A 22,824-nucleotide genomic window follows, 5' to 3' on the forward strand; every position below is an offset into this window, starting at 1 on the left:
CTGGTTGAGTGGGCAACTTTTTTTCCATTCCTACCTAACTCCAGCAGGCATGTTACATTTTCAACTGGTCGAAAAAGACGATATCTCGCAGCACAATGAATATTTTGAAGTGCATACGACCCAGGATGACGCGCATCACAAGAGTCTCTTTTTTACTACCAATGAAGAAAATCTGGAAGAGGTAGCGGCTGTCATTGTTGCCGAGCACATGCCGAACGCCAAACACTGGACGATCATTCCGCACCGGAAAGATAGTTAACCGTACACCGCTCTATTTGTCGACCCGGCCCGCCGGACGCACGTTTTTCCCTTCCCGTTTCTGCAAATCATCCCCCAAATCGGCGCGGGCTTCGTCGGCTAGTTTTTCCAGAACCGCCACAATTTCAGGGTTTTGCTCACGGACATCATACCGCTCACTGGGGTCGCGCCGGAGGTCATATAGGGCGACCGGAAACGCATGGTCTTCGGTATTTGGACCCGGCTGTCCGCCTTTGCCCGGTGGAAACCCTTCATAGGTACGACCCGGATGGGCAAAAACCAGTTTCCAATCCCCTTTCCGAACGGCTTCCAGGCTGTTTTTCCGGTAATAATAGAAGAAATGATCGCGGGGCGTAACGGTTTCGTCTCCTTTCAGCAACGCCACCATGTCGACGCCATCAATGGCTTTCTTCGGCAGCCGGGAACCGCACAACCTGACAACCGTCGGCAGAATCTCCATCGTTGTCAACAACTTGTTGCAAACCCGCCCCGCCGGAACCACGCCCGGCCAGCGAATGATACAGGGTACACGGTGACCGCCCTCGAACGACGTTCCTTTGCCCTCCCGAAAACCGCCCGCCGAACCCGCATGGTCGCCATAATTCAGCCAGGGGCCGTTGTCGCTGGTGAAAATGACGAGGGTATTTTTGTCCAGTCCCTGGTGTTTCAGTTCCTGCATAATCTGCCCCACCGACCAATCCAGTTCCATCATCACATCGCCCAGCAACCCGATGGCACTTTTGCCCCGAAACCGGCTGGAAGCTGCCAGCGGTACGTGCGGCAACGGGTGCGGTACATACAGAAAAAACGGTACTTTTTTGTGTTTCCGAATAAAACCGATGGCCCGCTCCGTGATCGAAGGCGTCAGGTGGCTCGCATCGTCCAGCGTCCGGATTTCCTTACCGGGTGAACTGCCTTCGATCAGATGCAAAGCCGGGTAGTTAGCCATCGCTTGATTGGGATGGAGCGGCCACATGTCGTGCGAATACGGCACGCCATAAAATTCATCAAAACCCTGTTGTTGTGGCAGAAACTTCGTCTGACTCCCCAAATGCCACTTCCCGAAAATACCGGTTGCGTAGCCTTTTTCTTTCAGCAACTCCGCAATCGTCTCTTCCTCAGGGTTGAGTCCAACCGGAGAATTAGGTCCGAAAGCCCCGGAAATACCGAGCCGGTTGGGATAACAGCCCGTCAGCAAAGCCGCCCGCGAAGCACTGCAAACTGCCTGAGCCGCCAGAAAACTCGTAAACCGGGTTCCCTCTGCCGCCATCCGATCGAGATTGGGCGTCGTGTAACCCAGCGCACCGTAGCACGACAAATCGCCGTAACCCAGATCGTCGATAAAAAACAGAACCACATTGGGCTTTGTCGGCGCCGGTGGACTGACCCAGCCGCTGAGCGTGGGTAACAGTCCGGCGAAAAGAAGCAATGAAAAGATGGTCAACAAGGTTTTGGGCTGTTTGCCCCTAAATCCCGAACGTCGGCCCGGTCTGAAGGGGACTTTCAGATCCGGATTAAGCAGTGTCCAAGTCCCCTTCAGGCCGGGCCGACGTTCGGGATTTAGGGGCAAACGTTTAAGTTTTTGGCGAGTCATTCGGAATCAGGTCAATTGATTTAGCTCGACCAATTTAGACTTTCTGGTTAAGAAATGGATAATCGTCCAGACAATTAAATAGGTAAATCCGCAAATCGTGAATAGAACATTATACCCCGCCGACAAATTACCGGCTTCTTTGTAGCGATCCAGTAAATCCCCCACTAGCATCGGGAAAAAGATCCCACCCACGGCTCCGGCCATTCCGCCAATGCCGACCACCGAGCTAACGGCCTGTTTGGGAAAAAGATCGGAAGCCATCGTGAAGATGTTGGTAGCCCAGGCCTGATGCACGGCAACGGCCAGACTAATCAGCGCGACGACCATCCAGACGTTGGTAGCAAATTGCGCCAGAATGATCGAGATTTCCAGAATGGCAAAAATTAACAGGGCGGTTTTGCGGGCTTTCAAAGTCGGCCAGCCAGCTTTAATGAGCCACGACGAGAAATAGCCTCCGCCGATGCTGCCCACGGTTGTGGCGGTATAAATAATCATTAACTCCGGGCTTATTTTTTTTAAATCCAGATTATAAGTACTTGAAAAATAGGACGGTAACCAGAACAAAAAGAACCAGAAAATCGGATCGATCAGGGCTTTTCCGGTGATGAACGCCCAGGTTTGCGGCAGCGTAAACAGCTTGAACCACTGGATCGAAACCTGGTTGTCGGCTTCGTTTTCGTCCTTTTCCTGCCCATTTGTGATCAGGAAAAACTCTTCTGGAGTCAGGCGTTTTTGCCGGGAAGGAATGTCGTAAAAAATCAACCAGAAAATCAGCCAGACAAAGCCCAGACCGCCGGTGATCCAGAACACCTCCTGCCAGCCGTAGGCACTTAATATCCAGGGAACCAGCACCAACGCCAGCACGACGCCAACGCTGGTTCCCGAATTGAAAATACCGGTTGCCAGTCCGCGTTCTTTTTTGGGAAACCACTCGGCCACGGTTTTGACAGCCGCCGGAAAATTGCCAGCCTCCCCGAGCCCGAGCCCAATCCGCGCCAAACCGAACCCCACGGCTCCGCGGGCCACGGCGTGGAGCATCCCGGCCACGCTCCAGAAAACAATGGTGATCGTGTAGCCGAGTTTGGTGCCGGTTTTGTCGATCAGCCAGCCCGAAAGCCCCAGGCCAATGGCATAGGCGGCCGTAAACGCCATCACAATCCGGGCATAATCCGTTTCCGTCCAGTTGAATTCCGTTTCGAGAATGGGTTTCAACAAGCCAATAATCTGGCGATCAAGGTAATTGATGGTCGTCGCTAAAAACACCAGCGCGACAACAATCCAGCGGTAATTTTTAATTTGAACGGTCGACACGCGGGTTAGGGTCTTGGGTGAATAGTCAGTAGGAAACGTCAGGTGGAACGGGTTGTGAGCTGGTTGACAAACTGCCGGAAATGCTGTTGTAAACCGTCCCAGTTTTTTTGCTGAATCAGTTTAGAATCAAAGAGTTGTCCACCAATACCCAGTCCGTCGGCTCCGGCTTTCAGGAAGTCAGTCATGTTGGCGAGACTCACCCCGCCGGTCGGCACCAGCTTGATCTGATTCAACGGACCTTTGACCTCTTTCAGGTACGAGGGCCCGAGCGAGGCCGCGGGGAAAACCTTGACCATACTGGCCCCCAGCGACCAGGCTTTGTAAATTTCGGAAGGCGTAAAAGCACCCGGAAAGATGGGAATATCACGCGCCACGCACGTCCGGATCACGTTTTCGTTGAGAATGGGCGTTACGATAAACTGCGCGCCAGCCGCCAGCGCCCGCTCCAGTTCCGGCTCCGTACAAACCGTTCCGGCACCAATGTTCAGCCCGGTTTGTTCCTGCGCAACGGCATACCGAATCAGGTCTTCGGCACCAGCGGTATTCATCGTTATTTCAATGGTGGTGAGACCAGCGTTCCGGTAAATCGGCAGGATTTGAATCACGTCCTCCACCGCCAGATTTCTGACAATTCCGATGATGGGGGCTTTTTTGAATAAATCCCACGAGAAAAGAGTCTGACTCATTCGAAGACGGCTTAGACGTTTAGGTTCTGATTTTGGAACAGAATAACCTGCCCAATGATGGCGGCTTTGTCAATCCGTTCGGCAGCTATGGTGGTCGTTCGTCCGGCTAAGTTCAGGTCTTCAATCGCCTGTTTATAAAACGGAAACAGGTTGGTTCCACTGCATAAAACCAGTTGCCAGTTCTCCTTTTCCTGAAGCGGTTTTAGTTCAGCACCAATCAACAATCCACTCAGGTAGAACGCATTTTGCTGCTTCGTTAAATTTCCAAACAATTGATTGGTCCTAACGGTAAACAATCGGTTCAAAAGTGGCGAACCGGCCTCCGAAAGACCCGCTTTAAAAGCCGCCAGATGAGTCTCCGAAAAGTCGTTAAAACCACTGACATCCACGGAATCTTTTAAAATACTGGTGGAAGCCATCAGGTTGAAAACCTCGCCGGTCATGTACGTTTCAAAATTCAGCAGTTGCCCCCCCTGCACATACATGTGCTTGGAATGGGTGCCCGGAAAGATGAAAATGGCTTCGTTAGGGCGGTTTCCTTCCCGGTCGAGGAGGGCGGTTAAGCCAATCAACTGCGTTTCTTCCCCCCGCATCACGTCTTCCTGACTCTTCACGCCGGAAATCAAAATCAGCTCGTGCGGAAACGTTTCGGTCGCATCGAAGTGGCGAAAACTGGCCTGACTGCCATCCATCGCGAAAGGCAAAGACGCATACGGGATTTCGTCCATGCCTATGGAGGAAGAAGCCATACCCGAAACCGCCACCGGAACCTGATCCAGTTTAATCCCGGCATTGCTGGCCAGTAAGTCGATCTGTTTCACCAGCGCATCCCGAAAGAACTGTTCCTTTCCAATACCGGATCGTTCCCCAATCGCTTTCCAGCTCGTGTAAATACTGGCGATACCCTGCTGCGAAGTAACTTCTTCAATCAACCGATAATCAGACCGGTTAATGAGTCGCAATCGAAAAAAAGAAGTCCCCCAGTCACAACATAATAAATAAGTACTCATTCAATAATCGGATGGTTAAGATGAAGTATTTTTTGTCATGGTTCTCATTAAAACCGCCTGGCAAATTGAAGTCGGATCGCATTATTCCACCAGTTTACGGACATACGAAACCAGGTCCTGACTTCCAAGGTCTGGTTTAATCCCGTCTGGCAACCTCCTGAGAAACCAGCTCACTTCCCAGGTTAGCGATGCCCCAGGTTGCAATTCCTGCCAGCGTCCCTGCTGTTCAATTTCGACATACGTTCCCGCCTGGTTGGTATATATTTCGATTTCAGCTTCGGAGGGAGCCGCTTCGTTGGCGGTGATTTCCGGAAATTTCTTCACAAATAGAATTCCGTCCTTCACCTGTGCCAGCCACCCTTCAGAACCGTCGGCAAAAAATTTGTTGTGCAGGGACGGATAAGCGGTTTTCTGGTGCTGAAACCAGGTGATTCCCTCCAGGTCTTCGGCCAGACCGGCGATGTTGCCCCAGCGGTTGTCACTTCCTGAGGGATAAAAAGTCAACCCGCCCGGATGCACGCGGGTTACTTCCCAGGGCGCGACCCGGCGCGGCTGGTCCGATCCGTTCGTGATCGTATACCGGATTGTAAAAGAGCGGTTGGGTTCATTTCCGGAAATTTCCTTCGTAACCACATCCCCCAGCGTTGCCGCTTTCTGACTGACCAGCGTGACCCGGTTATTGTCGACAGAAACCGCATACGGTTGATGATCCAGCTCTGGCGGAGGGGTGTTGCCCCAGTCGCTCTGGGGACTCGGCCAGAACGTCGACCCCCAAAAATCCGGGTGTACGTCTTTTCCCGTCAGGAAATTCGCACCGTCGATCGTCAAAGCCGTGATCAGACCGCCAGTTTCCGGGTTTATTTCCAACGCCAGATTGGCCAGTTGAATGCGGTATAAACCGTTTTTTTGTTCCGGAGTTACCCGGTCATCCGTGTTTTGATTCGGCATGAAAGAATTTGACTAAAAAGTGATTCGGACCTTTTTTCAGGAAGTCCGAATGGATTCGCTGGCCTACCAATCGACGACGGAGCCATCCAGCGCATTGTACGTTTCCGGATTTTTCCAGTCGTGGCCGATTTTGTCTTTGAGCTGAGTCTCATCGAGTTCGACACCCAGGCCCGGCCCCGACGGAATCAAAACCGTTCCGTCTTTTTCCAGTTTAAACGGTTTTTTCAGGTAGCCCTCGCCCAGCGAAACCTGCTCCTGCACCAGAAAATTGGGTACGCTCGCAGCCAAATGCAAGCCGACCGCCAGCGAAATGGGCCCCATCGGGTTGTGCGGGGCAATCGGCACGTAATAGGCTTCGGCCATACCGGCAATGATCCGCCCTTCCGTAATTCCGCCCGCGTGGCAAAGGTCCGGCTGGATGATGCTGGCGGCTCCTTTTTCCAGAATCTCGCGGAAGCCCCATTTCGTAAAAATCCGCTCGCCGGTGGCAATCGGCAAATGGGTTCCGCGCGCGATGTCCACCATCGTATCCACATTCTGCGCCTGACACGGTTCTTCGATGAACATCGGTTGATACGGTTCCAGTCCCTTGATCAGCACCTTGGCCAGTTGGGGCGAAATGGCGCCGTGAAAATCGATGGCAATGTCCATTTCCGGCCCACCGGCTTCCCGAAGCGAGGCAAAATTATCGATTGCATACTTCACAAACTGGGGATTCTCCACAATATTGGCCGGATTTTTCTTGGCAATCCCGGTTTTGATCACCGTGTAGCCTTCCGCCTTCCGTTTTTTCATGTCCTCGGCATTGCTCGCCCGGCCATAAATTCGCACGCGGTCGCGGGTGGGACCGCCGAACAGTTCGTAAACCGGTACGTTCAGCAGCTTGCCTTTGATGTCCCATAACGCGTGATCGATCCCGCTCAGGGCGCTCGTCAAAATGGGACCACCCCGGTAAAACGCGTGCCGGTAAATGGCCTGCCAGTGGTGAATAATGTGCCGGGGGTCTTTGCCAATCAGGTACGGCTCAACTTCCTTGATGGCGGTTTGGATCGTCAACGCCCGGCCTTCCAGCAGCGGTTCGCCCAGCCCCACCACGCCCACGTCGGTGTGTATTTTCAGGAAAATCCAGCGGGGTTTCACCAGGAACGTTTCCAGTTTGGTGATTTTCACCTTGCCATACTCCCGGAACTGGCCGGGGCTGGAGGCATAGGATGACTGGGGTAAAGCCGTGATCGCGGTGCCCGCTACGCCCAGAACCGACTGGATGGCGGTGCGTCGGGAAATACTCGATTTCTTCATTTTCAGGAAAAGGGTTTAAAAGGATTGTTTCGCGGAGTTGAGCGGAGCAAAGGAGAGTTTAGCGGAGTTTGTTAGAGAAAAAAAAATAACTCCGCTAAACTCCTTTTACTCTGCTCAACTCTGCGAAACAACATAGCATACTTCTCATTTCTTATCCCACCAAACCCGCGTACTCAAGGTGTTTGGCCCCTGCCGGGCGATGGCGGCATTGACATTTTGCTGATTGACAATGGTTTCACTGTCGGGGTACGGCATCCGGCGAATGAAGTCCTCGGTTATTTCAGAAGCCGGATAGGGGTTTTTGGATAAAGTCGGAAAGCCGCTTCGGCGGAAATTGGCGAACAATTCGGGGCCATTCAGGAAGGATGACACCCAGTATTGCGTATTGATTAGCTCCAGTGCCTTGGCCGTGTCGAAGGGATGAGCCGCCAGATACGCCTGAATGGCATCTTCCTTGATGGCGGCTGTGGCGTCGTACGCAGCCATCTGCTCCATGTTCGCCCGAATGCCTTTGGCGTAATAATCAGCGGCATTGCCCGTCACCCAGCCCCGCACGGCAGCCTCCGCCAGCAGCAGTTGGGTTTGCGAGTGTGTGACGTGAAACTCCGGCGCATCCAGTTTCAACACCGTGTTCAGGTTGACCTGCGTAAAATCCCAAAGGCTGGCAACGCCGAATTGGGTGAGAACCGCCGGGGTCGAAACCGTCACGTTGTCGTAGCCCATCGGCATCCCGATCTGCACTTTCGGATCGGTCGACGCCCGGGAAGCTACCTGCTCCGGGCCACCTTTCGCGCCTACATACCGGACCGCAATCGAACCCAGACGCGGGTCATTGTTGGTCTTGAGGTAGTTCACAAACGGCGCAGTCAGGTAAAAATTAGTTTTCTCGCGGGCCTGTAAGTGGTTGGCAATCCAGTTGTTATACAAAGCTGTATGCCGCATCACCGAGTTGTCATCGTTGGACTGCATGACCCCACCGGTCACGGCTTTGGTTACGTAGGTCCTGGCGGTGGTCGGGTCTACTTTGGTCAGGCGCATGGCGGCCCGCAACATCAGCGAATACCCGAGTTTTTTCCATTTAGCCACGTTGCCTCCGTATAAAATGTCGGTGGTTTCAATGGCTTTCGTCGCATCCAAAGCCGCCGAGGCTTCATCCAGTTCCTTCAGGATGTCCTTGTAAATCGCTTCCTGCGCATCGTATTTGGGCGACGTGATTTCGCTGATGTACCCCTTGGCCGCTTCGGTATACGGAATGTCGCCATAAGTATCGGTTAAAATCATGAACGAGTACGCCTTCCAGATCCGGGCCGAGTGGTACAGATTGGTCCGGTTGGCATCTTCTTTCGTTTTCTCCACCACATCGACAATCTGTTTCAACACGTTCCGGTAAAAATTCTGCCAGACCAGGGGCGTGTTGCTCACGTTGTTCTGGTTGTAGTTGGCCCCGGCCAGCGAGCTGCCGTAGGGCGTGATGATCTGCTGCACAATGCCGAATTCATAACACAGCATTTGCAGCGTGCCGAAACCGTCGAGGTAGGTCGCGTCGATGATGGCTTTGTTCATCACAAACGACGGCGCCAGCGTCGTAGGATCGACTTTGTTGGTGTTGATTTCGTCGAATTGATCGTCGCAACCGGTGAGCAGACTGAACGTCGTCAGCAAGCCCAGGATGAGTTTTAGTTTCGTTTTCATGGTATGTTTTCAGAATCGGTGGACGGATTAAAACTTGATGTTCAGGTTGAAACCCATGCTGCGGGTTGGGGGCAAGCTTGGCCAGAAATCCAGACCGGTCGCATTATCCGAAGCGTTGTTTACCATTTCCGGGTCCATGTTTTCGGTCCATTTTTTCAAAACCGCCACGTTGTTGGCCACCGCACTAAGGCGAATGCCCTTGATGAAAAATTTCTGCGGCAGCAGCTTCGTAAAATCATAGCCCAGCGTAAGCTGACGGAGTTTCCAGAACCCGGCGTTGTAGATAAAATCCTCGTAAATCCCGAGCACGTTCGGTGTTTCGTAGAACGGCTGAACGGCGGAGCGAGTCGTGTTGACTTCGCCGTCCGGGTTCACGCCTTTGCCAATCACGTAGCCTTCGGCCCGTCCATCGAGCGTCTTTTTGTGCAGACCGTGGCGCAAGTAATTCATGTTCTGACCACCGATCATCTTAAAGCCCAGTTTGAAATCGATCAGGGCCGAAAGGGTTATGCCTTTGTAATTGAAGGTATTGGTAAAACCGCCAAAATACTTCGGTAACGCATTTCCGACGTTCACCGGCGTGTTGTTGCGCAACGGCCGACCGCTTCCTTTGTCGAACACCTGCCTTCCCTGTGCATCGCGGAGGTAATTGAAGGTGAACAACTGCCCGATGGGTTTGCCCACCACCTGCCGGAGCGTGCTGCCCCCCGATCCGCCGACGGTGATCATGGTATCGGCTACGCCCAACCCCAGCGTCAGTACCTCGGACGTGTTGTAGGCAAAGTTGGCGCTGACATCCCAGCGAAACGCCGAGGTATTGATGGGCGTGCCGGTCAGCAATACCTCGATCCCTTTGTTCATGCTTTTGCCGACGTTGATCAGTTTGTTGGTATACGACGACGCATCCGAAACCTGCGTCGCCAGAATCTGATCTTCCGTTATTTTCCGGTAATACGTAAAGTCGAGGCCCAATCGGTTGTTGAAGAATTTCAGCTCAATACCGCCTTCGGCTTCCGAAACCCGCAACGGCCGCAGGTTGCGGTTCGGCACCGACGACGCGTTGATCCCCCCCACCGGAACCAGTTGGCCGGAAGGCGTCGGGAAGTTGTTGTTGTTGACGGCATAAAACAACGCGTTGGAATACGGGCTTACGTTATCGTCACCGACCTGCGCATACGCGGCACGGATCTTCCCAAACGTCAGCCAGGTGGGCAGGTTGGTAAATGCCTGCGAAAACACGAAACTACCGGTCACCGAGGGATACAGGATGCTGCGATTTTCGGGCGAAAGAGTTGAAAACCAGTCATTTCTCGCAGTGGCATTCAGGAACAGATATTCCTTGTAGGAGATGGTCGCAGCCGCATACAGCGAATTGATTTTCCGTTCCGACAAACTGTACAGGGGGTTTTTAACCCGCCCATTCATCACCGTATACAAACCGGGCTGCACAAAATCCTGCACCGCCACGCTGTTGTAGTCCATCCGCACAAACCGCTGGTTTCCACCGAGGGTAACATCGACGCCAATGTTCCCGAACGTGTGGTTTCCGCCCAGAATGAAGTCATAATTCCGTTCCACAAACTTGCGCACATCCTGCGTATACGACCCGTTGACGTACCCCGCCGGGGCTTTGGCAATGGGCGCGTAGCCGTTCGGAATGTTGTAATCCTGGTTCCGGGTGTACAAATCCTGCGCCAGCCGTCCCTGCAAATACAGCCATTTCGTAAACTGGTATTTCAGCGCGACGTTGCCAAAAAGCCGGTCGCGCTTGATGTTTTCGAAGTGGTAGTTCACCGAATAATAGGGATTGTTCCGTACCAGAAACCGCGAAAACACGAACTCATCGCCATTGGGCAGCACCTGATTGTTTTTGAGGGCTTCAAACGGCATCGAGTTCGCCAGGGTCATGACCACCGTGGGCGTAGCAAAGTCCTGGGTGTTGAGCTGCGTCGGGTTGCGGTTGTATTCGTTGGAATAGTTGATGTTTCCGCTGGCAACCAGGTTTTTGTTGATGTTCTGCGAGAAGCCCAGGTTGATGGTTTTCCGGTTGAAATCCGAGTTGGGCGTAATGGCCTTGTTGTCTGTGTTGGCAAACGAAAGGCTGAAACCGCCATTTTCGGTGTTGTTGGAAACCGTCAGGGTGTTCGTAAAATTGGTTCCGATGTTGTAGAATTGCCGGACACGGTTGCGCACCGGTTCGTAGGGATAGACTTCGCCGTCGAACAGCACTTGCGTCATGCCGGGCTGGAATTTTTCGCCGAAACTCCAGACGCCCGAAGTCGGGTTGGGCGTTGTGGGCCGAATACCGCCTTCACCCTGGCCGTATTCATACTGGAAATCCGTGAAATCCAGGGGTGTGTCGGTCGTAAAATTGGTGTTGTATTCCACCCCGAAGCCTTTGCCGGCCCCCCGGCTTTTGGTTGTGATCATCACCACACCATCTTTCGCCCGCGACCCGTACAGGGCGGCTGCCGTGGCACCCTTCAAAACCGTCATCGTTTCGATGTCGTCGGGGTTGATGCTCGAAAGACCGTCGCCCCCGTCTGAGCTGTTGGCCGAGCGGTTTCCGAAGTTACCGCCGAGAGCATAGTTGGAATTATCGACCGGAACGCCGTTGATCACAATCAGCGGGTTGTTTTGTCCGCTGAACGATGACTGGCCCCGAATCCGGATTTTGGAACTGCCGCCCGGCCCGGTCGACATGGTCGAGATGTTGACCCCCGCCATTTTTCCCTGCAAACCGGTCATCAGGTTCGGACTGCGGTTGGTCGAAATCTGGTCGGCGTTGACCGTGGCCGTGGCATAGCCCAGCGTTTTCGCTTCCCGTTTGATCCCGAGGGCCGTTACGACCACTTCGTTCAGATTTTTGGTATCCTCTACCAGTTGCACGTTGATCACCGAACGGCCGTTGACCGCAACGGTTTGGGTGATGTAGCTGATGTACGAAAAAACCAGCGAAGCATCGGAGGGCGCATTGATGGCGTAGTTGCCGTCGGCGTCGGCAACCGTACCTACGGTGGTTCCGCTCACCAGCACATTCACGCCGGGAAGCGCCTTGTTGTCGGCACCGGTGACTTTGCCGGTCACGCGGTTGTTCTGGGCAAAGGCCAGGGTTTGGCCCAGAACCAGCAGAAATACCAGGATTTTTACAGGTTTTTTCATGTTCAGGAAGAGATAAGGGTGTAGGAAATGAGTGATGAAGCAGGAGTTAAGAGTGATGAGTTAAGAGTTAAGCTGACGCGTTCTTTTTAACTCATCACTCATCACTCTTAACTCTTGCTTCTACCAGTTATGGATGGAGCCATCCGGGGCTTTCAGGATCGGGTGCGGGAACTTCGTGTTGGCGGTAACTTCCAGGACAAACGTCGCTTTTTTCGGGTCAAATTTGACGCCCAGCCCCGGTTCAGGATTGAGGTATAATTTGCCGTTTTTAAAATTCACGTAGTCTTCGTTAAAGTAGGGCGGCCGTTCGGGTTCGCCCCCACCCAGTTCCATCAGGCAGCGCGTCGGACTGCTCGAACCCAGCACATGAACCAGGGTGGCCGTGGATAACGGCCCGGTAAAATGCGGAATCATGCCCACGTAATGGGTTTCACACATCGACGCCAGTTTTTTGAATTCGGAAATACCGCCGGTATTCGGAACCGTAAACCGGGTGTAGTCGATCAGGTGTTGCTCGATGAAGGTATTGCTGTCCCAGCGATCGCCAAACTGTTCGCCCACGGCAATGGGCACGTTGGTCATCGCCCGCACGGTTTTGTAGACGTCCGGGTTTTCCGACCGGACGATATCCTCCACAAAATACGGTTCAAGCGATTCCAGCGCCTTGCAGATTTTGATGCCTTCGGTGGTGTCGAATCGGGTGTGCAGATCGACAGCCCATTTGCCACCCCCGCCAACGGCCGCGTCGATGCGTTTGCAGAAGTCGATGGTTTTCTTCGCGTTATCGTAAAAATCGAACGGTTCGGTGCCGTTTCCGCCCGTCGGGCCGATCCGGTAGGCCCGCAATCCGGCCTTGATGCAGTCCTGCGCGCGACCTTCTTCTGATGTGGCTTTGGACGCCCGGAAACCGGTGGCGTAGCATTCGACGTAATCGCGGGTCGCACCGCCGAGCAGTTCATACACCGGCACACCGAGCGCCTTGCCTTTGAGATCCCAAAGCGCCATGTCGAGCGCCCCCTGGGCGTGCAGTTTTTCGCGGCCCGGCGGGTAAAACATGCCCCGGTACAGGTTCTGCCAGATGTGTTCGATGCGGAACGGATTTTCGCCAATCATCATCTGCGCACACTGCTCGATCATGTCTTTCGAACCGCCTTCACCGATGCCAACAATACCGCCGTCGGTTTCGATCTCGACAATGCCCCGCGCCTGATTAAACAGCGGTTTGTTGTAGCCGGGGGCCGCATAATACCGGATTTTGGTAATTTTCAGTTTGGGAATGGCCGCTTCACTCAACAGGGGAATTCCGGTCAGAATGGCTCCGGAACCCAGCACCGCAGATTTCAGAAAATGTCTTCGTTGCATACAAAAACGGAAAAAATTAAGGGTAAGGAATAGTGTACTATTGGCCCCTAAATCCCGAAGCGTCGGCCCGGCCTAAAGGGGACTTTATGCACTCGGATTATTTATCGTCCAAGTCCCCTTCAGGGGATTTAGGGGTATTGTTTAAACGATTAAGCAAATCACCAAAATGATGAATTTTCAGGAAATGGCTGCTTTGGGTCGGGACGAATCCCGCGCCATCAGTTGGGCCTCCATCAGAGTCTGTCTTTTTTCATCATGAGGTTCTTTCAATTGATGAATCAAAATTTCAACGGCGGTTTTTCCCAACTCCTCCATCGGTTGCTGGACGTAGGTAATCGGGCAATAGTAAAGATCAAACACTTCGGCCTGACCAAAACTGACAATGGCCAGATCATCCGGGACCTTCAATCCCAGCGCATTAATGTATTTCAAACCGGTGATGGCCAGCCGGTAGGTCGCAAAAATCAGGGCATCCACCGGAAACTCCGACGCCAGCATTTCGTCGATACCGACTTTGATTTCCTCGTCGATCGTATCGAATCCCACCTCTTTCAGCCATGCCGGATGAAACACAATTCCACTTTCCGCCAGCGACTCCCGGTAGCCCCGGATTCGCTCCTGCATGTGAAAGAGTTGTGATTTATAGGCAATGAGCCCAATGTTTTTATACCCGCCCTGAATCAAATGAACGCCCGCATCGAAGGCGGCTTTGTAACTGTTCAGCGAAACAAAATGGGTAGGAATGTCGGGGAAGTGCCGGTCCAACAAGACGAAAGCAACATTCTTTTCAATCAGGTACTCAATCTGCTCTTCCGAATTTTCCGACGAGACGATGATAAAACCGTCCACCTGCCGGTTCAGAAAAACCGTGATCAGAGCCCAGGACTTCTCCGCTTTTTCATCCGAACTGCCGATGATAACCGTATACCCATTTTTTTTTGCTTCATCTTCCACAATGCGGGCGATGTTGGCAAAAAACGGGTTCGATATATCGGCAATAATCAACCCGATGGTCTGGGTTTTTCCGCTCCGTAAACTTTTTGCCAGGTAATTTGGCTGGTAATTCAGCTCTTTGGCAATCTGTTTGATTTTAACGGCGATCTCGTGCCCGACCCGGCTTTCTTTTTCTTTTCCATTCAGAACATACGAAACCAGTGCGGTTGAAACCTGCGCTTTCTCAGCAATGTCTTTCAGGGAAACTTTCTTCTTGTTCATGAGGAGCAGTCAGGCGCTTCAAATGTATGTTTAATCGATTAAACAAAAAACAAAATGGTATATTTTTTTTATTTAGTTTTGTTATTTGAATTTACAACTTTCGCTTACCGCCCCTAAATCCCCTGAAGGGGACTTGGACACAGCTTAATCCGAATTCAAAAGTCCCCTTCAGGGGATTTAGGGGCGGTAAGCGAAAGACTTAGAAAATATGTCAGCCGTCTCAGAAAATACAAATCTGACCACTATAAACTAACTTTACTCTGACGACCCTTAACCTTAGTTTTTGATGACGGACGATAAACCGGACGACCCGACCCCACCGGACGATGGTACCTTTTTTGAGCAGAGTGACCGTCGGTTGTTTTTGAAACAGTCGCTGGCGGTGGCTAGCCTGACCCTTTCCCCCTTCCCGTTCCTGAAAACCGCCGAACCGGATTCGGATGAAGCTCCCGTAGGAAATGCCGAAAAAGTGAGCTTCACCCTCTCGGTCAACGGCAAAAAACTGCGGCTTTCCACCGATCCGCGAACCACTCTGCTCGACTTATTGCGCGAACAACTGGGATTGACCGGCACCAAGAAAGGGTGCGATTTCGGCCAGTGCGGAGCCTGTACCGTTCATGTCGACGGACAGCGGGTGCTGGCCTGCCTGAGCTTTGCAGTCATGCAGAACGGGCGGAAAATAACCACCATTGAAGGGCTGGCAAAAGGCGACCGTTTGCATCCGATGCAGGAAGCGTTCATCAAACACGACGGTTTTCAATGTGGCTATTGCACCCCCGGCCAACTGATGTCGGCGGTGAGTTGCCTTCGCGAGGGGCGCGCCAATTCCGAAGCCGACATTCAGGAATACATGAGCGGCAACCTCTGCCGGTGCGGAGCCTATCCCAACATTGTGAAAGCCATTCTGGACGTTAAAACCGGTGGGCAGAACGCATGAAACCTTTTGAATACGTCCGCCCTTCAACCCTTCAGGAAGCCATCGAACTGGTCGCTACTAATCCGAAAGCGCAGTTTATTGCCGGGGGTACCAACCTCATCGACCTGATGAAACACAACATTGCGGCTCCGGGAAAACTCGTCGATATCAACCACTTACCGCTGAAAAAGATCGAAAAGCGGGACGGTTTTCTCCGAATCGGAGCACTGGTACTGAACAGCGAGGTAGCCAGCCACAAGCGGGTTCTGGCCAGCCATCCGCTGCTGGTGCAGGCCCTCAATGCCGGGGCTTCGGGTCAGTTGCGCAACATGGCGACGGTGGGCGGCAATCTGCTCCAGCGAACCCGTTGCCCCTATTTTTACGACCGGGCCTTCCCCTGCAACAAACGGATTCCCGGTTCGGGCTGTGGCGCTTTGGGAGGCATCAACCGGATGCACGCCATCTTTGGGGTTCCCGAAAAACCCGATCCCAGGAGTTGCATCGCCGTTCACCCCAGCGATTTGAGTGTGGCATTGTCGGCACTGGAAGCAACGGTTTGGGTGCAGGGTCCCCATGGAGAACGGCAAATTCCGATGAACGATTTTCACCGATTACCAAACAACCGACCCGAGCAGGATACTACCCTGGCAAACGGTGAACTCATCACGGCGGTGGAGATTCCCGATGCGGTTTTTCCGAAACACGTCCATTATCTCAAGGTGCGCGACCGGGCCTCCTACGCCTTCGCGCTGGTCTCGGTGGCAGCCGCGCTCGACATCGACCAAAACCGGATCAAAACCGTCCGACTGGCGATGGGGGGCGTAGCGCACAAACCTTGGCGGTTGTTCGAAGCCGAAAAGCTGCTGACCGGGCAAACGGTTTCTGAAACGATTTTTCGCCAGGCTGCTGAAGTCGCCATGCAGGGCGCGCGGGCGTTTGAACACAATGCCTACAAACTGAAAGTCGCACCGAACGCCATTGTTCAGGCGTTAAAACTAGCCGCCAGTCTTTCCTGATCCATTCTATGGCAAATGCCCACCTACCTCCTGCCGAACCGGAACCTTCGCTCAACCGCGTCGATGGCCGATTGAAAGTAACGGGAGCGGCTACCTATTCAGCCGAATACCCGTTCGACAACCTGGCACACGCGGTGCTGATTACCAGCACCATCGCCAAAGGCCGCATTACAAACATCAACGCCAAACCGGCGGAAGCAGCACCGGGCGTTCTGGCCGTCATCAGCCACCGGAACACCCCCGGTGTACCTGCTTACCCACCTCTCAAACAACCCGCCGAAAGGGCTCCGATTGGTACGGCATTTCGGGTGTTTTACGATGAATTAATCTATTTCAGCGGACAGCCCGTCGCGGTGGTGGTGGCCCAAACGCTGGAGCAGGCCCAACAGGCGGCTTCGCTCGTAGAGATTGATTACCAGACTGAAACCCACCAGACCGACTTTGTCGCCAACCGGTCCAAAGCCGCCATCGCGATGAATGTGCAACGGAACAAAACATCCCCGTTTCAGGATTACGACCGGGGTGATCCCGACGCCATGCCATCGGCAGAAGTCAAACTGGAAGCCACCTACACCATTCCCACCCAGCACCACCAGCCGCTGGAACCCCATGCCATTATTGCGGTTTGGGAAGCCGACGACAAACTGACGGTTTACGATAAAAATCAGGGGGTTAAATCGGCGCAGGGCAATCTGGCGCAGGCGTTTAAATTGCCTCGTGACAATGTAAAAGTGAACGCCCAATTTATCGGCGGGGCTTTTGGCTCGGGCATCCGGGTCTGGCCCCACACGGTTGCGGCTGTGCTGGCAGCCAAACAGGTCAAACGGCCGGTCAAACTGGTTCTGGGCCGCGAATTGATGTTTACCTCGGTGGGATACCGCCCTTTTACCGAACAAAAACTCGCCATCGGTGCCACCAAAACCGGCATTCTAACGGCGATTATGCACGAAGGCATCGGGCAGACTTCGGCCTACGAAGAACACCTGGAACGAACAATCCTGGCCACGCGGGCGATGTATGCCTGCCTCAACGTGTCTACGCGCTATCGGCTGCTCAACCTGGATGTGAACACGCCCACCTGGATGCGAGGCCCCGGCGACGCGACGGGGATGTTTGCCCTGGAATCGGCGCTCGATGAGCTGGCATTTGCCCTGCAACTCGACCCGCTGGAATTGCGGTTGCGCAACCACGCCGATGCCGACCCCGAACGAAACCTGCCGTGGTCCGCCAAATCGCTGAAGGAATGTTACCGCATGGGATCGGAGCAGTTTGGCTGGAAAAACCGGAAGCCGGAACCCCAGTCGATGCAAACCGATGGGATGCTGGTCGGCTACGGCATGGCGTCCAGCCTCTACGGTTTTCACCGCCATCCTTCCAAAGCCAAAGCGATGATGCAAGCCGACGGTTCGGTGGTGGTCCAGAGCGCGACGATGGACATTGGCCCCGGAACCGGCACAGCCATGACGCAGATTGCGGCCCGGATGCTGGGCGTCAGTCCCAAAAAAATCCGCTTCGATCTGGGCGATTCCAGTTTGCCCGACGCTCCCGGCCAGAACGGTTCTGCTACTATTCCCAGCGTAGGATCAGCCGTTCACGATGCCTGCAAAGCCCTGAAAAACAAGCTCCTGATTCTGGGAGCGTCCATGCCCGGTTCCATCCTGAGCAGTGCCTGGCCCGACGAAATCGAGATTAAGAATGGCCGGATTTATCCGAATGCCGAGTCCCGTTCAAGCGTTTCGTACGCGGATATTCTAAAGTATCACAAGCTGCCCCAAGTGGAAATGACGGAAGAATCAAAATCGGGGCCGGAGCGGGATCAGTATTCTATGTATTCGTTTGGCTGCCATTTTGTGGAGGTTCACGTGAGTCCGGTCACCGGCGAGGTGCGTGTCAAACGGGTGGTGACCTGCGCCGATGTTGGTAAAATCATCAACGACAAAACCGCCCGCAGCCAGTCGATCGGGGGCGTTGTGGGCGGGATCGGTATGGCGTTGATGGAAGAATCCGTGATGGATCACCGGTATGGCCGCTATGTAACCAGCGATTTTGCCAGCTACCACATCCCGGTTCACGCTGATATTCCGCAAATTGAGGTCTTTTTCGTGGATCAGCCGGATGTTCACGTCAACCCGATCGGCGCGAAAGGCCTGGGCGAAATCGCCATCGTTGGTGTAGCGGCTGCGGTGGCCAATGCGGTTTTCCATGCCACTGGAAAACGGGTTCGGGAACTGCCGATTACCGTGGACAAGCTGGTCTGAACGGCAAAAGTTTCTAGCCAAGAATCAGATTCAGAGCCATCACCCCCGTCAAACCGGTAATCGACACCAGCGTTTCCATCACCGACCAGGTTTTGAGCGTATCGGCCATCGATAATTGGAAATATTCGCGAAACAGCCAGAAACCGGTGTCGTTGACGTGTGAAAACATCATGCTACCAGCCCCGATGCTCAGCACCATCAGGTTCGGCTCCACGCCCGTAGCCGCCAGCATGGGTGCGACAAAACCGGCGGTCGTAATGCCCGAAACCGTTGACGAGCCGGTGCAAACCCGGATCAGGGCGGCCATTCCCCAGGCCAGCACGAACGGATGCAGGGTCGAATTTTCCATCATTTCGGCAATGGACTGGCTTACCCCGCCGTCGGTCAACACCTGTTTCAAGGCCCCGGCACCGCCGAAAATCAGGAAAAGCATGGCCACATCTTTGACCGCTTCGCCAAACAGTCCGGTCACTTCCGGCATGGTTTTTCCCCGCCGAAGCCCCAGCGTATAAGTCGCCACCAGCACCGACAGGAACATGCTCACCACCGGTTCGCCCACAAAACCAATCACTTGCTGAACCAGCGAGCCTTCCGGCAACAACGGATTCAGAAAGGTGCTGAGACCAATCAGTAAAATTGGCAGCAAAACCGTCAGGAAACTGGTGGTGGCCGAGGGCATTTCGTCTTCGCTCAGGTCGGGCGCAATAAAGGCCGGATTGGCCGGGGTCGTGTAGCGTTTGAGGGTTGAGCCAAACAAGGCACCGGAAATCAAAATGGCTGGAATCGAGACGATGATGCCGTAAAAAAGCGTCAGCCCCATGTCGGCGTTGAACTGTTTCAGAATCGCCAGTGGCGCCGGGTGGGGCGGCAGATACCCCTGCGTGACCGACAACGACGCCAGCATGGGCAGGCCGATGTAGAGCGCAGGGAGTTTATACCGGTACGAAACCGTAATGACCAGCGGAGCCAGCAGCAGAAATCCAACGGAATAAAACAACGGCAGCCCGACAATGAAACCGGTTACCAGAAAAGCCCAGCGGGCGTGGCCGGTGCCCACCAGATCCATGAGTTTGACGGCAATGCGCTGGGCGGCCCCGCTTTGGGCCACCAGCTTGCCGAGCATCGCCCCCAGGGCAATGATGGCGGTAATGGAACCGAGCGTACCACCGATGCCTTTCTGAATCGAATCCAGAATTTCCAGCGGTTTTTGGCCCAGGGCCAGGCCAACGCCCAATGAAACCGCCAGAAAGGCCAGGAAGGTGTGCAGGCGGACAAACGAGATAAGCGCAATGAGGGCAAGAATGCCGAGGATGGTTATGGTCAGGAGCATGACCAAACTTAGGAAATATTACGATTCTACCGAAACGTTCGGACGAAGAATCAGCCCGGAGGCCACGCGACAGGCCTGTAACACATGCCGTTGCTCGTGCGCAATCAGAAACCGGAAGGTGTCGCCCACCGAAAGCCGGATGAATCGGGCAATGGAAATGGGGATGTAGAGTTTTTGAATGTTCACCAGTTTGGCGCGTTCCAGCAGTTCCAGCAGGGCGTGTTGCTGTTCCAGAAAAACCGCTAAAACCGCCGACGCATTCAGGTTCGAAACGGGCGTGTGTCCCTTGACGGCTTTCATTTTTAACCCAATCGAACCGTCGGCCCTGGGCTGCATCGAATTGGCGAAGTAGTTACCCAGCCAGCCGCTGCGAAACGTCGAAGCGGCCCGAATCGACTCGGTTTCGCCTTTCAAAACGGCGGCTTCGAGCTGCGGCAGGTAGTAATGCCCGTAGCTGTTCAGGTGCTCCAGGCACTGCGCAATGCTCCACCGATCCGGGGCGGGCTGGCGGTTTAACTCACAAACTGACAGCGGACTAAATTCCGCCAGGACCAGCTCAACGAGCGTTTGCGTTTCACGGGCTAACTGATCGAGCAAGTCGTTAGGTCGACATTCGGACATGGCTATGGGCGTTTATGCAGACAAACCTACGACGGTTTCAACCGAAAAATATTGGTGCAGACCAAGATTTTCAACCCGGCTACAATTTGACGGAAGCCAGTAATTTGCTGAAGGTGGTGGGGTCCAGACCGAGGTATGACGCCAGGTACTTGTGCGGAATCAGTTGCAGGACGTGCGGACTGCGGGTCAACAACACCCGAAATTTCTCTTCGGCACTGAACGTCATCAGCTCGATATACCGCTCCATCAGGCCCGACATCGCAGCCGCTGTACCGATGCGTCCCCAGCGTTCCAGTGCCGGATACGTGCCAAGAACCCGGTTGAAATCCGCGTATGAAATCCGCAGCAACCGGCTGGCGGTCAGCGTTTCGAGGTAATACAGCGACGGTTTTTGCAATTGAAACGAGTCGATAATGCCCGACATCGAGCCGGTATACGAAAAAATCAGCGTGGCATCCCGTTTCCCCTCCCCCACGTAATACGCCCGCTGAACACCCTCGACCACATAATACAGGTAGCGTTCGATTTCACCGGCGGTGGTCAGCGTGGTTTTCCGTCGGTAATCGACTGGATGCCAGCAGGCCGCAAAAGCCTCCCACTCCACCTCACTCAGTTCGCCGGCCTGGAAAGCCATCTTTTTCAGACTTTCCAATGATTTCTCCCGTTCATTCATGCCTGTGACCAACCGGTTTTACCACTTGCGATTCGGGTAGTTTCAACAACGTCAGGATGACCTGAAACCAACCGTCCGCTTCGCCAACGAGGGGGGCGGGCTGGTTCAGCAAGCGATATTTGGTGTCGATGTTGGACAACCCGACGCCGTTCGACTCGATGCGCAGGTTTTTGCGTTGCAGGTTATTTTCGACAATCAGCAGATCCTGGCTGGTGGTGCGAATCCGGATCTGGAGCGGTTGATCGGGCAAAATGATGTTGTGCTTCACGGCATTCTCAACCAGCAATTGCAGCGTCAACGGGGGCAGCAGAGCGGTCTGATTGGCATCCGAAACCGTTTCCTGCAACGAGACACTGTGCCCGAAACGGGTTTGCAGCAGATGAAAATACGAGCGAATAAACCGGAGTTCGTCGCTGAGGGTCACAAGTTCGTTCTCGTTGCTGCGCAGCAGATACCGGTACACATTGGAGAGTTCATCGACAAATTCGCTGGCCTGCCGGGGGTCTTCGTCGATCAGAGACGAAAGCGTGTTGAGTCCGTTGAACAGAAAATGCGGATTAACCTGGCTTTGCAACGCCCGCATCTGCACTTCGGTTTTTTCCTGTTGCATCCGCTGGAGTACCAGGTCATTTTCCAGATTTTCACGGTGCCGCTGTTCGCGTTCGCGTTCCAGGTCCTTTTCCACCACGGCTTTGCGAATGGCTTCGCGCCGGTGGCGGTAGGAAATGCCGAGTGAGAAGAAAATCAGGTCCAGTACTACACCCGTCTGCACGAACAAATCGGGGTGCTGCCAGAACGGCAGGCTCTGGCTGAAGGTCGGCGAACGGATGAGCAGAATGGTGGTGATGGAATGGTTGATCAGCAGGGACGCAGTGCCGGCGACGAAAAACCGGGCCACCATGTCTTTCGACCGCCAGAACGAATACACGACGTAGGCCCCGACCGATAAAAGGGCAATCCGAACCGGCTGAAGCAAGATGTTATGCAGCCTGGTTTGCCAGAAATCGGTGAACAGGTAGATGTAGGTCTTGGCAAGGCAGTAGAAAACCAGCATCCACTGCACAATGACGACCCAGCGCGTAAACCGGGGCCGGTCTTTTAGATTCAGGAACAGTTTGGCCAGTTCCAGGTACAGAATATAGCCTGTATACGACAGAACCAGTTTGTAAAAATTACCAATATTGTAAGGCAGTGCGAAATGGTTGACGACGAAGTAAAAGGCCCAGGTGAGGGTATAGAAGGTATAAAGGCCATAAATCCGTTCCCGGTACATCAGCCACTGCACGGAATTTGCCAGAAAAATGGACAGCACCATTCCCAGAAAAAGCGGAGACCAGGCTTCGTAGGTCATTTTTGTGAACACATCAGCGGAATGGTCGTAAATGTACAAAAAAGGTTGTAGTATCTAAACCAACAACCCCAACGGGGTACTCCATAGACATCTTCGGATGCCATCCGGAGATGGGAGCTGGA

The 22,824-nt window shown here is 53.8% G+C and carries 18 protein-coding genes; 4 read left to right on the plus strand and 14 right to left on the minus strand.

Features of this window, described 5'->3' with window-relative positions:
• Positions 1-49 precede the first annotated feature (49 nt).
• The gene (locus F0P93_RS04150; RefSeq protein ID WP_150875027.1) at positions 50-259 is read left to right on the plus strand and encodes a hypothetical protein; all 210 of its coding nucleotides are present in this window, start codon (positions 50-52) and stop codon (positions 257-259) included.
• A 12-nt stretch (positions 260-271) separates the two neighbouring features.
• Here F0P93_RS04150 and F0P93_RS04155 read toward each other — a convergent pair whose 3' ends face one another.
• The 10 genes from F0P93_RS04155 to F0P93_RS04200 form a co-directional block, all read right to left on the minus strand.
• Positions 272-1,687, minus strand: a complete 1,416-nt coding sequence (locus F0P93_RS04155) for a sulfatase family protein (RefSeq protein WP_374756767.1) — start codon at positions 1,685-1,687, stop codon at positions 272-274.
• 171 nt (positions 1,688-1,858) lie between these two features.
• A complete protein-coding gene (locus F0P93_RS04160) occupies positions 1,859-3,163 on the minus strand; it encodes an MFS transporter (protein ID WP_150875029.1) in 1,305 nt (434 codons plus the stop codon).
• A gap of 38 nt (positions 3,164-3,201) precedes the next feature.
• On the minus strand, positions 3,202-3,849 hold the full coding sequence (locus F0P93_RS04165; RefSeq protein WP_150875030.1) for a bifunctional 4-hydroxy-2-oxoglutarate aldolase/2-dehydro-3-deoxy-phosphogluconate aldolase: 648 nt from the start codon (positions 3,847-3,849) through the stop codon (positions 3,202-3,204).
• 11 nt (positions 3,850-3,860) lie between these two features.
• A complete protein-coding gene (locus tag F0P93_RS04170) occupies positions 3,861-4,859 on the minus strand; it encodes a 2-dehydro-3-deoxygalactonokinase (RefSeq protein ID WP_150875031.1) in 999 nt (332 codons plus the stop codon).
• Between the two features lie 81 nt (positions 4,860-4,940).
• Positions 4,941-5,807 (minus strand): DUF4380 domain-containing protein, encoded by an 867-nt coding sequence (locus F0P93_RS04175; RefSeq protein WP_150875032.1) that lies wholly within the window; start codon positions 5,805-5,807, stop codon positions 4,941-4,943.
• A 63-nt stretch (positions 5,808-5,870) separates the two neighbouring features.
• Positions 5,871-7,106 (minus strand): galactonate dehydratase, encoded by a 1,236-nt coding sequence (gene dgoD / locus F0P93_RS04180; RefSeq protein WP_150875033.1) that lies wholly within the window; start codon positions 7,104-7,106, stop codon positions 5,871-5,873.
• A 144-nt stretch (positions 7,107-7,250) separates the two neighbouring features.
• Positions 7,251-8,798 (minus strand): SusD/RagB family nutrient-binding outer membrane lipoprotein, encoded by a 1,548-nt coding sequence (locus F0P93_RS04185; protein ID WP_150875034.1) that lies wholly within the window; start codon positions 8,796-8,798, stop codon positions 7,251-7,253.
• Positions 8,799-8,825: 27 nt separating this feature from the next.
• Positions 8,826-11,960: a SusC/RagA family TonB-linked outer membrane protein gene (locus tag F0P93_RS04190; RefSeq protein WP_150875035.1), complete on the minus strand. Its 3,135-nt coding sequence runs from the start codon at positions 11,958-11,960 to the stop codon at positions 8,826-8,828.
• Positions 11,961-12,080: 120 nt separating this feature from the next.
• Positions 12,081-13,322, minus strand: coding sequence for a mandelate racemase/muconate lactonizing enzyme family protein (locus tag F0P93_RS04195; protein WP_150875036.1), 1,242 nt, complete (start codon positions 13,320-13,322; stop codon positions 12,081-12,083).
• Between the two features lie 177 nt (positions 13,323-13,499).
• Positions 13,500-14,537 carry a LacI family DNA-binding transcriptional regulator gene (locus F0P93_RS04200; RefSeq protein ID WP_150875037.1) on the minus strand — a complete coding sequence of 346 codons (1,038 nt, stop codon included), beginning with the start codon at positions 14,535-14,537 and terminating at the stop codon, positions 13,500-13,502.
• A 286-nt stretch (positions 14,538-14,823) separates the two neighbouring features.
• On the opposite strand from F0P93_RS04200, the gene F0P93_RS04205 reads away from it, so the two are divergent.
• From F0P93_RS04205 to F0P93_RS04215, 3 genes are read left to right on the plus strand one after another with little or no spacing between them, the layout of a single operon-like run.
• On the plus strand, positions 14,824-15,474 hold the full coding sequence (locus F0P93_RS04205) for a (2Fe-2S)-binding protein (protein WP_150875038.1): 651 nt from the start codon (positions 14,824-14,826) through the stop codon (positions 15,472-15,474).
• Entirely contained in the window at positions 15,471-16,469 is a 999-nt protein-coding gene (locus F0P93_RS04210) for an FAD binding domain-containing protein (protein ID WP_150875039.1), read from the plus strand. Before F0P93_RS04205 ends, F0P93_RS04210 begins: the two co-directional genes overlap by 4 nt.
• A gap of 8 nt (positions 16,470-16,477) precedes the next feature.
• Positions 16,478-18,727 carry a xanthine dehydrogenase family protein molybdopterin-binding subunit gene (locus F0P93_RS04215; protein WP_150875040.1) on the plus strand — a complete coding sequence of 750 codons (2,250 nt, stop codon included), beginning with the start codon at positions 16,478-16,480 and terminating at the stop codon, positions 18,725-18,727.
• A gap of 13 nt (positions 18,728-18,740) precedes the next feature.
• On the opposite strand, the gene F0P93_RS04220 is transcribed toward F0P93_RS04215, so the two are convergent.
• The 4 genes from F0P93_RS04220 to F0P93_RS04235 form a co-directional block, all read right to left on the minus strand.
• Positions 18,741-20,057 (minus strand): gluconate:H+ symporter, encoded by a 1,317-nt coding sequence (locus F0P93_RS04220; RefSeq protein ID WP_150875041.1) that lies wholly within the window; start codon positions 20,055-20,057, stop codon positions 18,741-18,743.
• A gap of 18 nt (positions 20,058-20,075) precedes the next feature.
• Positions 20,076-20,678 carry a DinB family protein gene (locus tag F0P93_RS04225; protein ID WP_150875042.1) on the minus strand — a complete coding sequence of 201 codons (603 nt, stop codon included), beginning with the start codon at positions 20,676-20,678 and terminating at the stop codon, positions 20,076-20,078.
• Positions 20,679-20,757: 79 nt separating this feature from the next.
• Positions 20,758-21,351, minus strand: coding sequence for a Crp/Fnr family transcriptional regulator (locus F0P93_RS04230; RefSeq protein ID WP_150875043.1), 594 nt, complete (start codon positions 21,349-21,351; stop codon positions 20,758-20,760).
• The gene (locus tag F0P93_RS04235) at positions 21,344-22,702 is read right to left on the minus strand and encodes a sensor histidine kinase (RefSeq protein WP_150875044.1); all 1,359 of its coding nucleotides are present in this window, start codon (positions 22,700-22,702) and stop codon (positions 21,344-21,346) included. Before F0P93_RS04235 ends, F0P93_RS04230 begins: the two co-directional genes overlap by 8 nt.
• Positions 22,703-22,824 lie beyond the last annotated feature (122 nt).

The sequence above is a fragment of the Larkinella humicola genome (assembly GCF_008727875.1).
Lineage (GTDB): Bacteria > Bacteroidota > Bacteroidia > Cytophagales > Spirosomataceae > Larkinella > Larkinella humicola.